This window comes from Pseudomonas sp. p50(2008) (genome assembly GCF_015351605.1).
Lineage (GTDB): Bacteria > Pseudomonadota > Gammaproteobacteria > Pseudomonadales > Pseudomonadaceae > Aquipseudomonas.
The window spans coordinates 1-12,447 of sequence record NZ_JACMYF010000009.1 but is presented as its reverse complement, the minus strand read 5'-3'; the positions used below and the strand labels follow the sequence as shown (position 1 = coordinate 12,447).

The following is a 12,447-nucleotide window of genomic DNA, read 5'->3' as shown; positions in this document are numbered from 1 at the left end:
CTAGATCGACAACTGCATCAAGCGTTCACCCTGAAGGTTTTCCGTGGGGCGGCGCTTGTTAACGGCCAGCTCGCCGATCTTGATCAGTCGTGTGCGCGTGACGTTGCGACTCAGCCCAAGCAGCGCCGCCGTGTGCACCTGGTTGTAGTGGCTGAAGCGATAGGCTGCGCGCAACAAGGCGTCTTCGACTTTTTCATGCAATGCCCCGGCCTGTTCCTCGAAAAGCTTTTGAAAAGCCCGCTCGAGCAAGGCTTCCGGTGAATCGTCGATGCCGCTGTTGTAATCGTCCTGACGTTCGATACGCATGTTCGACAGACGCAAATCATCGCGCTCGATCACGCCGTTGCGGCAGATCAGCAGGGTATGGTGAATGACGTTTTCCAGCTCGCGGATGTTGCCCGGCCAACTGTAGCTGCGCAGTTTCAACTCGGCCTCTTTGCTGACGGTGATGGTGCCGTAGCCGAGGCGCTGACTGTAGGCTTCAACGAAGTGCCGGGTCAGCGGCAGGATGTCCCCCGGCCGATCGCGCAGCGGGCTCAGTTCCAGGCTGACCACGTCGAGTCGGTAATACAGGTCTTCGCGAAAGTGCCCGGCATTGATGGCTTTTTCCAGTTGGACGTTGGTCGCCGCCAGTACGCGTACGTTGATGGGAATGCTCTTGCGCGAACCGAGGCGTACCACTTCGCGTTCCTGCAATACCCGCAGCAACTTGACCTGGATCGCCATCGGCAGATCGCCGATTTCGTCGAGGAACAAAGTGCCGCCATCGGCTTCTTCGAACCATCCGGCCTTGGCGCTCAGCGCGCCGGTAAACGCGCCTTTTTCGTGGCCGAACAGTTCAGCCTCGACCAGGGATTCGGAGAATGCACCGCAGTTCACCGCCACGAAGGGCCGGTTTCGCCGGGCGCTGAGGTTGTGAATGTGCCGCGCCACCAGCTCTTTGCCGGTGCCGGTTTCACCAATGATCAGCACGCTGGCTTCACTTGGCGCGACCTGCTGCAAGTGCGCGAGCAAGGCTTGGGATTTAGGGTCTTCGAACACCTGCGCGGTGGCACGGATCGAGGTGGCCAGCGCGGGCGAGGGCGGTAAGGTCAGCAGTTGCATGGGGTTCGCTCCATGAATGGCGGTTTATGAATAGAAAGTCGGAACGGGCAGGGACTGGTTCAGCGCCCAGTCACCCAGTTCATGGAGTTTGTAATCCACCGGGTCGTGCAGGGTTTGCGTACGCAGGTTGCGCCAGTGGCGGTCGAGCCGCAGGGAGGCGTGGGTCGAGCGTGCACCGGTCACCTCGAACATTCGGCTACACAGTTCCAGGCCATTGCGCGTGGCCGCGACCTTGGCAGTGGCGATCGCAATGGCCAGATGTCCACGTTCTTCGGCGCTGAGCTGCGGGCCTTTGGCCCACGCCTTGTCGAGCAGTTCGGCGGCACGTTCGACCAGTAACCGAACGCCTTCGAGCGCCACCCAGAACTCGCCGTAGTGACCGAGCACATAGGGGTCCTGACGCACATCCTGGGTACTGGATTTGTGCCAGGGGCGTGTCTCGGTCAGGGTGTATTCCCGCGCCTCCTCGAAAGCACCTTCGGCAATGCCCAGGAACATGTGGGTGAAGGTCAGCTGGGCGATCAACGGCCGCAGGCAAGCGAACGTCGTGCTTAAAGGGCCCGGGTCCAGCAGCAGCTCCGACTCTTCGACCCGCACCCGTTCGAAGGTGGCGCTGCCGCTGTCGGTCTGGCGCTGGCCTATGTTGTTCCAGTCGTTATGCAGAGTAATTCCACTGCGACCGCTGGGGATGGCGGCGATCAGCAATTTGCCGCCGGCACTTTCGTCGACGGCGGAGGCGATCAGCATTTGTGAATCACTGGCGCCGGAGCAGAAGCTTTTTTTGCCGGAAAACTCGCGCCAGCCATCGAGTTTTTTCACCACGGTGCGAGTGTCCAGCGGGTTGAGCGCGTTACCCCAGAACCAGTTCTTGCGGGCGGTCTGTTCGAACCACGGTTGCCATTGTTCGGGCTTGGAGAACAGGCGCACGGTGGCAAGCATCAGGTGATGGAAGCCGAAAACATGGGCGATCGAACTGTCGACCTTGGCGAACTCGCGCACCACCGTCAGGGTTTCACTCCAGCTGGCGCCGAGGCCGCCGTACTGGGTGGGAATGCTTAATGCGAGCAGACCGCTTTCGCGCAGGGCGTCACGCTCGGCTTTAGGCGTACCACCGCGTTCGTCCCGTTCGACGGCGGTCAATGCGAACTGCGCCGCGAGTTGGCGGGCGGTCTGCAAGGGTGATATCAGGGCACTTTGCGGCTTGGCAGTCACTCGGGAGATTCCTTATGTCTGTAGGAGCAAGCGATGCGGCTACCCGACTTGCCCGCGATGAACGAATACTCGGTCTATTGGTTAGATCGTGGTGACTGCATCACGAGCAAGCTTTGCTCCTACAAGGGGCGAATTGGCTCAGGCCGTGGCTTTGCCGGGCAGTACGTCATTGGCGATCATTTCGCCAAACGGCCCGGTGAGGTTGGTGACGCCGCGACCGGCCAGGCTCGCATAGGGCTCAGGCAGAAGCGGGAACACCAACTCGGCAAAGCGATAAGCCTCTTCGAGGTGTGGATAACCAGAGAAAATGAAACTATCGATGCCAAGGTCCGCGTATTCCTTGATCCGTGCCGCGACTTGCTGTGGGTCGCCCACCAGCGCGGTCCCGGCGCCACCGCGTACCAGACCGACACCGGCCCACAGGTTGGGCGCGATTTCCAGGTTGTCGCGGCGTCCGTCGTGCAACGCGGCCATGCGCCGTTGACCTTCGGAATCGAAGCGTGAAAACGACTTCTGTGCCGTCTGGATGGTTTCGTCGCTGATGTGCTCGATGAGTTTGTCGGCGGCTTTCCATGCCTCTTCCGCCGTTTCGCGAACAATGACATGCAGGCGAATCCCGAATTTCACCGTGCGACCGTGACGCGCTGCACGCTCACGCACATCGGCGATTTTTTCCGCCACGGCGGCCGGCGGTTCGCCCCACGTCAGGTAGACGTCTACCTGCTCGGCCGCGAGATCGTGGGCAGCATCGGAAGAGCCACCGAAGTACAACGGCGGGTAGGGTTTCTGCACCGGAGGATACAGCGCCTTGGCGTTTTGCACGCGCAGGTGTTTGCCTTCGAAATCCACCGATTCGCCTTGCAATACGCGGCGCCAGATTTTCAGAAACTCGTCGGTCACTTCATAACGTTCACTGTGATCGAGGAAGCTGCCGTCGCCCCGGTTCTCATCCGGATCGCCGCCGGTCACGACGTTGATCAGCAACCGCCCTCCAGACAGTCGATCCAGGGTGGCTGCCATCCGTGCAGACACCGTCGGCGAGATGATGCCGGGGCGGATCGCTACGAGGTACCGCAGACGTTCGGTCAGCGGAACCAGCGCCGATGCGATGACCCACGAGTCTTCGCAGGAACGTCCGGTGGGAATCAGCACTCCGTGGTAACCGAGGCTGTCAGCGGCCTGGGCCACTTGTTTGAGGTAGTTGAGCGTTACCGGGCGAGCGCCTTGAGTGGTACCCAGGTAGTGGCCATCGCCGTGGGTCGGCAGGAACCAGAAAACATCCATGAAGAGATCCTTAAGCGATTTTCAGCAGATTTTTAGGGTGCACGCCGAACAAAGGCGCAGCGCGTTCTGCAGCAAGACGAATGCGGGCCTTCAAGGGCTCACTGGTTATTTGGTAGTGGGTAAAGTCGGCCTCGGTAGCGTAAACGCCGATCGGCAACGTCAGGGCCTGGAAGAAGCTGAACAGCGGTCGCAGCTGGTGATCGAGCACCAGTGCATGACGTTCGCTGCCGCCAGTGGCCGCCAGCAGGACAGGGGTGTCGATCAACGCATTGAGGTCGATCAGGTCGAACAGATGCTTGAGCAACCCTGGATAGGAACCGCGAAAGACCGGCGCGGCAACGATCAGCAGATCAGCGTTTTCGATGGCTTGCAGTTGGCTTTCGACGTCGGCAGTCAGTTCCTGGCGAGACAACGCCGCACCCAGTGACCGGGCGATGTCGCCCAGTTCGATCAGTTTGCTTTCGATCGGCAGATGCTCTGACAGTTGTGCCAGCAAGGCCTGCGTGAGCACCAGGGTGCGCGACGGACGCCAGGTACCGCCGGAGAGGGCTACGACTTTCAATGGGCGCGACATGATCGGTTCCTTTTTAAACAGTTGCTCAGGGAGCAGTGAGTTGTCACTGACCTTGAGCAAGAGCTGTACCAATCCATGGGAGCCCGGTTATCCGGGGCTTTCAGCGCACGACTCGGTGGATGCTGTTCGATTTGAAGGGCTGTTTGTCGAATCACTGTTGCGTGGCAAACAGTTGCCTGGGCAGCAGTGAGTGAAGCGATGTGACTGTTATAAAGGCTCCTGGTTATTCCTCAAAATATCGATAAAAGATATTTATAGATCGTTATGGAATAAATGAGGGGCGTTAAAAAGTTAATCCGCGAGCCTGGACGTTTATCCCGATACCCACTATCGAGAGCGTTGATTTCTGCCCATCGAGGGGCGCGAGTAGCCTGTGTTCATTGCCCCGAACCCAGTTGCCAGGACGCCAGATCATGAAACCTCTAATTGCCACTTTCCTCTTGCTCGCAATCTCCGTTCTCGCGGGATGTGCCAGTCATGTTTCACCGGAATTGCGACCGTACACTGCCGAAGAAAGTCGGCAATTGGCGATGGAAGAGTTGAATCGTCGCGGTTTGTCTTTCGACGAATATCACGCGAAGAAAGCCGCATTGCTGGGCCAGCCGCAGAAATCCTTCAGTTTCGACAAGCAGGGCGAAATGAACGCTGAGCGCGCCGTGCAACTCCATGGCCGTCCAAGCTGAGCGACTGTACCGCTCGAAGTTTTGTGCAACTGTGCGTGGGTTTCCTTCAGGGGGTGCGATAGGGTCAATACCTGATTGCCCTTGATGGACTGCCACCGATGACCCTCTCCCTCGATCTGCTGCTGGGCTTTGCGCTGTTTGCCCTGGTGACTTCAATTACGCCCGGTCCGAACAACACCATGTTGCTGGCATCGGGTGTGAACTTCGGCTTTAACCGCACTATCCCCCATATGCTCGGCATTACCTGCGGATTCTTTGTACTGGTGCTGGCCGTGGGTTTCGGCCTGGGCGCGGTGTTCCAGACCTATCCACTCCTCTACACCGTGTTGCGGTACGTCGGTGCTGCGTATTTGCTGTACCTGGCGTGGAAAATCGCCCATTCCGGACCGGTCTCCGATAGCGAAAAAGGCGAAAGCAAACCCATCAGTTATCTTGGCGCGGCGGCGTTCCAGTGGGTGAATCCCAAAGCCTGGATCATGGCCATCGGAGCCATCAGCACCTACACGCCGATGCAGGGTTACTTCACCAATGTGATTGTGATTGCGGCGGTGTTCGCGCTGATCAACCTGCCGAGCGTCGGGGTTTGGGCAGCCTGCGGGACGCTGTTGCGCAACGTGCTGAAAGATCGCCGCTGGTTGCGGGTATTCAACTGGGGCATGGCCGCGCTGCTGGTGGTGTCGCTGTATCCGTTGCTGCTCGAAAGCTTTAGCTGACGCATTGCTTCAACCGGTTACCCGATGCCTGTTAAGCTCGACTTCAGGAGCGTTCCTACGCACTTTTAATGAAGTTGTTCTTCTTTAACGGCCTCCGATCAGGTATTTCTGACGCTCCGGAATATCGGCGCAGCTCACGAGGCTGCGCTTTGACGTTTCTGTGACGAGCCTCCTGATCCCGGAACACGCTCTGCGAGTCTTTTTATGAATACACGTCCGTTATATTTCGATTACGCCGCCACCACGCCGGTGGATGAGCGAGTTATCAAGGTCATGGTCGAGTGCCTGGGTTTTACCGGCAACTTCGGCAATCCGGCGTCCAGCTCCCACGCATTCGGGCAACAAGCCCGGCAATCGGTCGAGCACGCACGGGGACAAGTCGCCACACTGGTCGGCGCCCAGCCTGATCAGATCATCTGGACGTCCGGTGCCACCGAATCCAACAATCTCGCGCTCAAGGGCGTGGCCCAGGCTCGCGGAATTGCCGGTGGCCATGTCATCACCAGCCAGATTGAACACAAGGCAATTCTTGATACGGCCAAACAGTTGCAGGACGCCGGTGTTGCGGTGACTTATCTGGTGCCGAACGCCGAAGGCATCATCACTCCACAAGCCGTCAGCGAAGCCATGCGCGACGACACCTTTCTGGTGTCGCTGATGCTGGTCAACAATGAACTGGGCACGGTCAACGACATGTCGAGCATCGGCGAGGTCGTTCGCGCCCGTGACGCGTTGTTCCATGTGGATGCGGCGCAAGGTGCGGGCAAGGTAGTGATCGACCTGGCGCAGTTGCCGGTGGATTTGATGTCGTTTTCGGCCCACAAGATTTACGGGCCCAAGGGCATCGGTGCGTTGTATGTCGGTCCTCGTGCCCGGGAGCGTTTGCAGGCCCAGATCCACGGCGGCGGGCATGAAGGTGGTTTGCGTTCTGGCACATTGGCCACGCATCAGATTGCTGCGATGGGTGTGGCATTCGAGTTGGCAGCGCAGCTGTTCGACGCAGAGAAAGCCACCATTGCTCGATTACGTGAACGCTTGCTTGAGCAGTTGTTGAGTATTCCAGGCGTTCGCCTTAACGGCAGCGCCACTCAGCGTATTCCTCACACGTTGAGCCTGACGTTCAGTGACGGTGAATTCAATTCCACGGCTTTAAGCCATTCCATCGCGTTCTCCGCGACGTCGGCCTGTAATTCCGCGAGTAATTCACCTTCTCATGTGTTGCTGGCGCTGGGGCACGACGCGCGCTCGGCGAGTCGCACCATTCGCTTGAGCCTCGGCCGATTTACCACCGAGCAGGACATCGACCAGGCGGTTGATCTGATAAAAGCGGCCTGCGCCAGTGCACCGGCATTCTGGCAGTAGTCCCATAAGGTGCTGGCCCGGATCAGCACTCACACAATAATGAATACGTGATTAGCAGGAGACATGATGAGTACGCAGCCTTCGATCAATGGGTCAGTGCCCCAGCGCCTGGCGCAAACCCGTGAGCTGATGAGCCGGGAGGGCATTCACGCCTTGCTGGTGCCGTCGGCTGACCCGCATCTGTCGGAATACCTGCCGGGTTATTGGCAAGGGCGGCAGTGGTTGTCGGGCTTTCATGGCTCTGTGGGTACCCTGATTGTCACGCCAGACTTCGCCGGTGTCTGGGCTGACAGCCGCTACTGGGAGCAGGCGACCAAGGAACTGAACGGCAGCGGCATTGAACTGGTCAAGCTGCAACCGGGTCAGCCCGGCCCACTGGAATGGCTCGCGGAGCAAACACCGAAGGGTGGTGTGGTTGCCGTGGACGGCGCCGTGATGGCGGTGGCCTCGGCCCGCACATTGGGTGGGAAACTCGAAGAGCGCGGCGCACGTCTGCGCACTGATATCGATTTGTTGAGTGCGGTGTGGGGTGACCGCCCAAGCCTGCCTGATGAGCCGATCTATCAACATTTGCCGCCTCAGGCAACGGTCAGTCGTGGAGAGAAACTCGCCAAGCTGCGTGAAGTATTGAAGGAGCGTGGCGCTGACTGGCATTTCATTGCGACCCTCGATGACATTGCGTGGCTGTTCAACTTGCGCGGGGGGGATGTGTCGTTCAACCCGGTGTTTGTGTCCTTCGCATTGATCAGCCAGCAGCAGGCCACGCTGTTTGTGGCGCTGAGTAAAGTCAGCGCGCAGTTGCGTGCGGTCCTCGAGCAGGACGGCGTCACCCTGCGTGACTACAGCGAAGTGGCCGAAGCGTTGAAAGCGGTGCCGAGTGGTTCGAGCCTGCAAGTCGATCCGGCGCGAGTGACCGCCGGCTTGCTGGGTCACCTGGACAGTGGCGTGAAGCTGGTCGAAGGTCTGAACCCGACGACGTTGGCCAAATCGCAGAAAAGCCTGGCCGATGCCGAGCACATCCGTCGGGCAATGGAGCAGGATGGTGCGGCGCTGTGCGAGTTCTTCACCTGGCTGGAATCGGCGTGGGGGCGTGAGCGCATTACCGAACTGACCATCGACGAGCACCTGACGGCGGCGCGTACCCGACGTCCGGATTATGTCTCGCTGAGTTTCAACACCATTGCGGCGTTTAACGCGAATGGCGCGATGCCGCACTATCACGCCACCGAAGAAGAGCACGCGGTGATCGAGGGCGATGGTCTGTTGTTGATCGACTCGGGTGGCCAGTACCTGGGCGGCACGACGGACATCACGCGAATGGTACCGGTCGGTAACCCGACCGTGGAGCAGAAGCGTGATTGCACACGCGTGCTGAAGGGGGTGATTGCGTTGTCCCGTGCGCAATTCCCGCGTGGCATTCTTTCGCCGCTGCTCGACTCGATTGCCCGCGCGCCAATCTGGGCCGAGAGCGTCGATTACGGTCACGGTACCGGCCATGGCGTCGGCTACTTCCTCAACGTGCATGAAGGTCCGCAGGTCATTGCCTATCAGGCCGCTGCTGCGCCGCAAACCGCCATGCAGCCGGGCATGATCACGTCCATCGAGCCGGGCACTTACCGCCCTGGTCGCTGGGGTGTGCGCATTGAGAACCTGGTGTTGAATCGTGAGGCGGGCAAGAGCGAGTTTGGTGAGTTCCTGAAATTCGAAACGTTGACCCTGTGCCCGATCGACACTCGCTGCCTGGAGCCGTCGTTGCTGACGGAAGACGAAAAGCAGTGGTTCAACGCTTATCATGCTGAAGTGCGCGAGCGTTTGAGCCCGTTGCTCGATGGAGCCGCTCTCGAGTGGTTGAACACGCGTACTGCTGCTATCTGATGGATAAGGGGGGCAGGCGCTGTTTGTAGCACCTGCCTTCGTGCTGTGGAGCTGTTTAACTCAATGCTTCAAGCACGAAGTCGAGTCGATCCTGTCCGAAGAAGAGCTGGTCATCGACAAACATGCTCGGGGCGCCGAATACCCCTCGACGCACGGCGGTCTCGGTGTTGTTTTTGAGTGCGTTTTTCACGTTTTCATCCGCTGTCAGCGCCAATACTTCATTTGGGTCGAAACCGTGTTCAGTCAGCACTGATGCGACGGTCGCCGGATCATCAAGGCTTCGGCCTTCAACCCAGAGAGCCTGAAACAGGCAGTCGATGAACGCCTGGAAACGCTCGGGATAGTGCAACTGCATGCCGGTGACGGCGCGCATCAGCATCAGTGTGTTGATGGGGAAGTGCGGATTGAACTTTAACGGTACGCCGTAGCGTTTTGCGTACCGGTCCATGTCTTGAAACATATAGCTGCCCTTGGCCGGAATGGTCGCTGGTGAGGCATTGCCCGTTGCTTTGAAGACACCTCCCAAGAGCATGGGGATGTACTTCAGCTGGCTGTCGGTTTGCTTGCAGATCTTCGGTAGCTGGGTATAAGCCAGGTAAGTGGCGGGGCTTCCAAGGTCGAAAAAAAACTCCACGGTTTTGCTCATGGTCGATGCTCTCTGCTTTTTATTGTGGGGGAGGGCTTACCAGCGTTCGTTCCAGGGGCGCAGGTCCAGTTCGAAGGTCCAGGCGTCTCGGGGTTGGCTGTGCAGGTACCAGTAATTTTCGGCGATGTGTTCGGGGTTGAGAATGCCGTCCTGGTCCTTGGTGGCGTATTTTTCAGGGAAGCTGGTGCGGATGAAATCGGTGTCGATGGCGCCGTCGACGACCACGTGAGCGACATGAATATTCATCGGCCCCAGTTCGCGGGCCATGCTCTGGGCCAGTGCGCGTATGCCGTGCTTGGCACCGGCGAACGCCGCAAATCCTGCGGCCCCACGCAGCCCTGCTGTTGCACCGGTGAACAGAATTGTGCCGCGCTGACGCTGGGCCATGCGCTTGGCGACTTCGCGCCCATTGAGAAATCCTGAAAAACAGGCCATCTCCCAGATCTTGAAATACTTGCGAGCGGTTTCCTCAAGAATGCTGCACGGCACGTTCGCGCCGATGTTGAATACGAACGCTTCGATTGGGCCGATCTGGCTTTCAATCTGCTCAACCAGCGCCACGACATCTTCTTCCTTGCGGGCATCACAGGCGAAACCATGAGCCTCGGCACCTGTTGCCTGAATGGCATCGACCAGAGGCTGAAGCTTGTCCGCGCTTCGACGCGTCACACAGGCGATGAACCCTTCTTGAGCAAAGCGCTTGGCAATGGCGCCGCCGGTGGCGTCACCTGCACCCACAACCAGTACGACCTTCTTATTATTCATGGCGATTCTCTTTGGTAAACGATCGTTAACTAAACGAACGTTATGCTACGATCCGGCATGCGTCAAGATGATCAATTTTGAGGACAGGGCAATGCGTTACTCGGCCAACCATAAGCTGGAAACCAAAGAGAAGTTGCTGCAAAGCAGTGCTGTATCGGCCAAGAAGTCAGGTTTTTCTACGGTGGGCGTTGATGGCCTGATGAAGGCAATCGGTTTGAGCGGCGGGGCGTTCTACAGTCACTTCTCTTCAAAAGATGAACTGTTTGCTTCGATCGTGGAACGTGAACTGTCCCAGAGTCTGGCGCGATTGGAAGTGGATCAGGGGCGAGAGCGACTCGAGCGATGCCTCAAACATTACCTGAGCATGGCCCATGTCGAAACTCCGGAGTCTGGCTGCGCGCTGCCCGCGCTGGGGGCGGAGATTGCCCGCTCGGATTTGATGGTTCGTCAGCAGGCGGAGAGCTGGATTTGCCGGCTTCAGAAAAACTGGGCGCTGACCCTGGAAAGCGACAGCCTTGCGTGGGCCATTCTTTCGCAATGCATCGGCGCGCTGGTTGTGGCGCGGATGTTGGCCACTCCCGAGGTGCAGCGCACCGTACTGAAATCCAGTTACGACGAAATTTGCCGTCAGATCGCGTGACTCGCTTATGTCGAGTCTGCCTATTTGCAGATGACGATCATGCTGCGACTGGTATAGCCGGCCGGGTTCAGGCCGAAGGGATAGTCACCGGGCTCCTCAACGGTATCCCCGGACTTGGCGATGACCTTGTAGCCTTTGGGTGCGCACGAGTTAGCGGCGCTGGTGTAGCACTTGTCCCAAGAGGATGACAGTCCCGAACAGTTGATGTGCAGCCCTTTTTTGCCGTGCTTGACCTGGGTTTTCGATGTCGCCGCGCAGCCCGCAATTGCGAGTACGGCGATCATTACCAAAATTCGTTTCATTGCTGTCCTTATAGCGTCCCCGAGTCTATCGCCCGGGTCTGACTGCGTTCGCTTTTGCTTGAAGCGTTTTGATATCCCAATCCTTGAATTTCCATGCCTGGCACTGGGTTTCGGGGCTAAACATGGCCTAATTGCGCGACAAATACCAGACCCTTGTCAAAACCTGTGTCAATCAGCGGCTACTGCGGGCTTGGCGTTGCTACCCATGGTCAACGTTGCACCTACGGAAGCCAGAATGATGCACATGATAGCCATCCACTGTGACAGCGAGAGGAACTCATGGAGGAACAAAAGGCCTGACAGCGCTCCGAACGCGGGTTCAATGCTCATAAGTGTTCCGAAGGTCCGAGCGGGCATCCGTGTGAGGGCAACCATCTCCAGGGTATAGGGCAGGGCAGTGGACAGAATGGCGACGCCGATGGCGACGGGAATCAATGACGGCGTCAACAATGCTGCGCCCGCATGTACGATTCCGATAGGGGCTACGAACAGTGCGGCAATCATCACGCCCAAGGCGGCGGTTTGCACACCGTTGTCGGCACCAGCTTTTTGTCCGTAAAGAATGTAGATGGCCCAGCAGACACCAGCACCCAATGCATACCCGGCACCTGTCAGATCAATACCGGCGCTTGTTGCACCGGTAGGTATCAATAGCAGCAATCCGGCAGCGGCAAGGGCGATCCACAGGAAGTCGATTGCCCGACGCGAAGCGTAGATCGCAACAGCCAGTGGACCGGTGAACTCCAGAGCGACGGCAATCCCCAGCGGCACGGTTCGCAAGGACATATAGAAGAGGAAGTTCATCCCTCCCAGCGCCATTCCATAGACAATGACAGTGCGCAGTGATTTCGAGGTGAGCTTCGCGCGCCACGGGCGCAATATCAGCAGCATGATCACGCTGGCAAAAATCAGCCGCAGGGTGGTGGTCCCTTGAGCGCCCACAATCGGGAACATGCTTTTGGCCAGGGAAGCACCAGACTGGATCGACGCCATGGCTATAAGTAGCAGGCCAACCGAGAACAGGGTGGAGGCGAGGTTACGGGGTTGGTCATTCATTAAATGGCATCGTCCAAGGTTGAAACGAGGAAGTTGGTCTGGCGTTGGGCAATATACTGCGCATTCGACACGGCTGCGTCTATATATAAGAGGAAATTCAAAGCTTCTGATAGAAAATCAAAATCAGTGCTTGACGGCAGATTCAGGATGTCTATAATTCGCCCCACTTCCGGCGCAGTCGAAACGGAAAACTCCTTGGTAAACAAAGAGTTACGCGGTTTTCGGCAGTGA

14 protein-coding genes are annotated in these 12,447 nt (G+C 58.3%); 5 read left to right on the top strand and 9 right to left on the bottom strand.

Going from position 1 to position 12,447, the window contains the following annotated elements; genetic code table 11:
- The 4 genes from H7698_RS23565 to msuE form a co-directional block, all read right to left on the bottom strand.
- Positions 1–1,104, bottom strand: a complete 1,104-nt coding sequence (locus H7698_RS23565; protein ID WP_162440686.1) for a sigma-54 interaction domain-containing protein — start codon at positions 1,102–1,104, stop codon at positions 1–3.
- 24 nt (positions 1,105–1,128) lie between these two features.
- A complete protein-coding gene (locus H7698_RS23560; protein WP_194692932.1) occupies positions 1,129–2,316 on the bottom strand; it encodes an acyl-CoA dehydrogenase family protein in 1,188 nt (395 codons plus the stop codon).
- 138 nt (positions 2,317–2,454) lie between these two features.
- The gene (gene ssuD, locus H7698_RS23555; protein WP_194692931.1) at positions 2,455–3,600 is read right to left on the bottom strand and encodes an FMNH2-dependent alkanesulfonate monooxygenase; all 1,146 of its coding nucleotides are present in this window, start codon (positions 3,598–3,600) and stop codon (positions 2,455–2,457) included.
- Positions 3,601–3,610: 10 nt separating this feature from the next.
- Entirely contained in the window at positions 3,611–4,174 is a 564-nt protein-coding gene (gene msuE / locus H7698_RS23550; protein WP_162440683.1) for an FMN reductase, read from the bottom strand.
- Positions 4,175–4,587: 413 nt separating this feature from the next.
- Here msuE and H7698_RS23545 point away from each other — a divergent pair, with 413 nt between their 5' ends.
- From H7698_RS23545 to H7698_RS23530, 4 genes are all read left to right on the top strand, one after another.
- On the top strand, positions 4,588–4,857 hold the full coding sequence (locus tag H7698_RS23545; RefSeq protein WP_162440682.1) for a hypothetical protein: 270 nt from the start codon (positions 4,588–4,590) through the stop codon (positions 4,855–4,857).
- 98 nt (positions 4,858–4,955) lie between these two features.
- Positions 4,956–5,570: a LysE family translocator gene (locus tag H7698_RS23540; RefSeq protein WP_194692930.1), complete on the top strand. Its 615-nt coding sequence runs from the start codon at positions 4,956–4,958 to the stop codon at positions 5,568–5,570.
- A gap of 204 nt (positions 5,571–5,774) precedes the next feature.
- On the top strand, positions 5,775–6,932 hold the full coding sequence (locus tag H7698_RS23535; RefSeq protein ID WP_194692929.1) for a cysteine desulfurase family protein: 1,158 nt from the start codon (positions 5,775–5,777) through the stop codon (positions 6,930–6,932).
- A gap of 66 nt (positions 6,933–6,998) precedes the next feature.
- Positions 6,999–8,807, top strand: coding sequence for an aminopeptidase P family protein (locus H7698_RS23530; RefSeq protein ID WP_194692928.1), 1,809 nt, complete (start codon positions 6,999–7,001; stop codon positions 8,805–8,807).
- Between the two features lie 55 nt (positions 8,808–8,862).
- Here H7698_RS23530 and H7698_RS23525 read toward each other — a convergent pair whose 3' ends face one another.
- Both H7698_RS23525 and H7698_RS23520 read right to left on the bottom strand, forming a co-directional pair.
- Positions 8,863–9,453 (bottom strand): 2-hydroxychromene-2-carboxylate isomerase, encoded by a 591-nt coding sequence (locus H7698_RS23525; RefSeq protein WP_194692927.1) that lies wholly within the window; start codon positions 9,451–9,453, stop codon positions 8,863–8,865.
- Positions 9,454–9,489: 36 nt separating this feature from the next.
- The gene (locus tag H7698_RS23520) at positions 9,490–10,218 is read right to left on the bottom strand and encodes an SDR family oxidoreductase (RefSeq protein WP_162440677.1); all 729 of its coding nucleotides are present in this window, start codon (positions 10,216–10,218) and stop codon (positions 9,490–9,492) included.
- 91 nt (positions 10,219–10,309) lie between these two features.
- Between H7698_RS23520 and H7698_RS23515 the strand changes: the two genes are divergently transcribed.
- On the top strand, positions 10,310–10,858 hold the full coding sequence (locus H7698_RS23515; protein WP_194693142.1) for a TetR/AcrR family transcriptional regulator: 549 nt from the start codon (positions 10,310–10,312) through the stop codon (positions 10,856–10,858).
- A gap of 20 nt (positions 10,859–10,878) precedes the next feature.
- Here H7698_RS23515 and H7698_RS23510 read toward each other — a convergent pair whose 3' ends face one another.
- The 3 genes from H7698_RS23510 to H7698_RS31185 form a co-directional block, all read right to left on the bottom strand.
- On the bottom strand, positions 10,879–11,160 hold the full coding sequence (locus tag H7698_RS23510; RefSeq protein WP_194692926.1) for a hypothetical protein: 282 nt from the start codon (positions 11,158–11,160) through the stop codon (positions 10,879–10,881).
- Between the two features lie 168 nt (positions 11,161–11,328).
- Positions 11,329–12,216 (bottom strand): threonine/homoserine exporter RhtA, encoded by an 888-nt coding sequence (gene rhtA / locus H7698_RS23505; RefSeq protein ID WP_162440675.1) that lies wholly within the window; start codon positions 12,214–12,216, stop codon positions 11,329–11,331.
- A partial coding sequence (locus H7698_RS31185) for a hypothetical protein (RefSeq protein ID WP_208525829.1) occupies positions 12,216–12,447 on the bottom strand: 232 nt, incomplete at its 5' end. The genes H7698_RS31185 and rhtA, both read right to left, overlap by 1 nt.

What these genes read in the sequence shown, in the direction of transcription:
- H7698_RS23530 (WP_194692928.1), top strand. Translation starts at nt 6,999, where the DNA reads ATGAGTACGCAGCCTTCGATCAATGGGTCAGTGCCCCAGCGCCTGGCG.
- H7698_RS23525 (WP_194692927.1), bottom strand. Translation starts at nt 9,453, where the DNA reads ATGAGCAAAACCGTGGAGTTTTTTTTCGACCTTGGAAGCCCCGCCACT.
- ssuD (WP_194692931.1), bottom strand. Translation starts at nt 3,600, where the DNA reads ATGGATGTTTTCTGGTTCCTGCCGACCCACGGCGATGGCCACTACCTG.
- H7698_RS23515 (WP_194693142.1), top strand. Translation starts at nt 10,310, where the DNA reads ATGCGTTACTCGGCCAACCATAAGCTGGAAACCAAAGAGAAGTTGCTG.
- msuE (WP_162440683.1), bottom strand. Translation starts at nt 4,174, where the DNA reads ATGTCGCGCCCATTGAAAGTCGTAGCCCTCTCCGGCGGTACCTGGCGT.
- H7698_RS23540 (WP_194692930.1), top strand. Translation starts at nt 4,956, where the DNA reads ATGACCCTCTCCCTCGATCTGCTGCTGGGCTTTGCGCTGTTTGCCCTG.
- H7698_RS23520 (WP_162440677.1), bottom strand. Translation starts at nt 10,218, where the DNA reads ATGAATAATAAGAAGGTCGTACTGGTTGTGGGTGCAGGTGACGCCACC.
- H7698_RS23510 (WP_194692926.1), bottom strand. Translation starts at nt 11,160, where the DNA reads ATGAAACGAATTTTGGTAATGATCGCCGTACTCGCAATTGCGGGCTGC.
- H7698_RS23545 (WP_162440682.1), top strand. Translation starts at nt 4,588, where the DNA reads ATGAAACCTCTAATTGCCACTTTCCTCTTGCTCGCAATCTCCGTTCTC.
- H7698_RS23565 (WP_162440686.1), bottom strand. Translation starts at nt 1,104, where the DNA reads ATGCAACTGCTGACCTTACCGCCCTCGCCCGCGCTGGCCACCTCGATC.
- rhtA (WP_162440675.1), bottom strand. Translation starts at nt 12,216, where the DNA reads ATGAATGACCAACCCCGTAACCTCGCCTCCACCCTGTTCTCGGTTGGC.
- H7698_RS23535 (WP_194692929.1), top strand. Translation starts at nt 5,775, where the DNA reads ATGAATACACGTCCGTTATATTTCGATTACGCCGCCACCACGCCGGTG.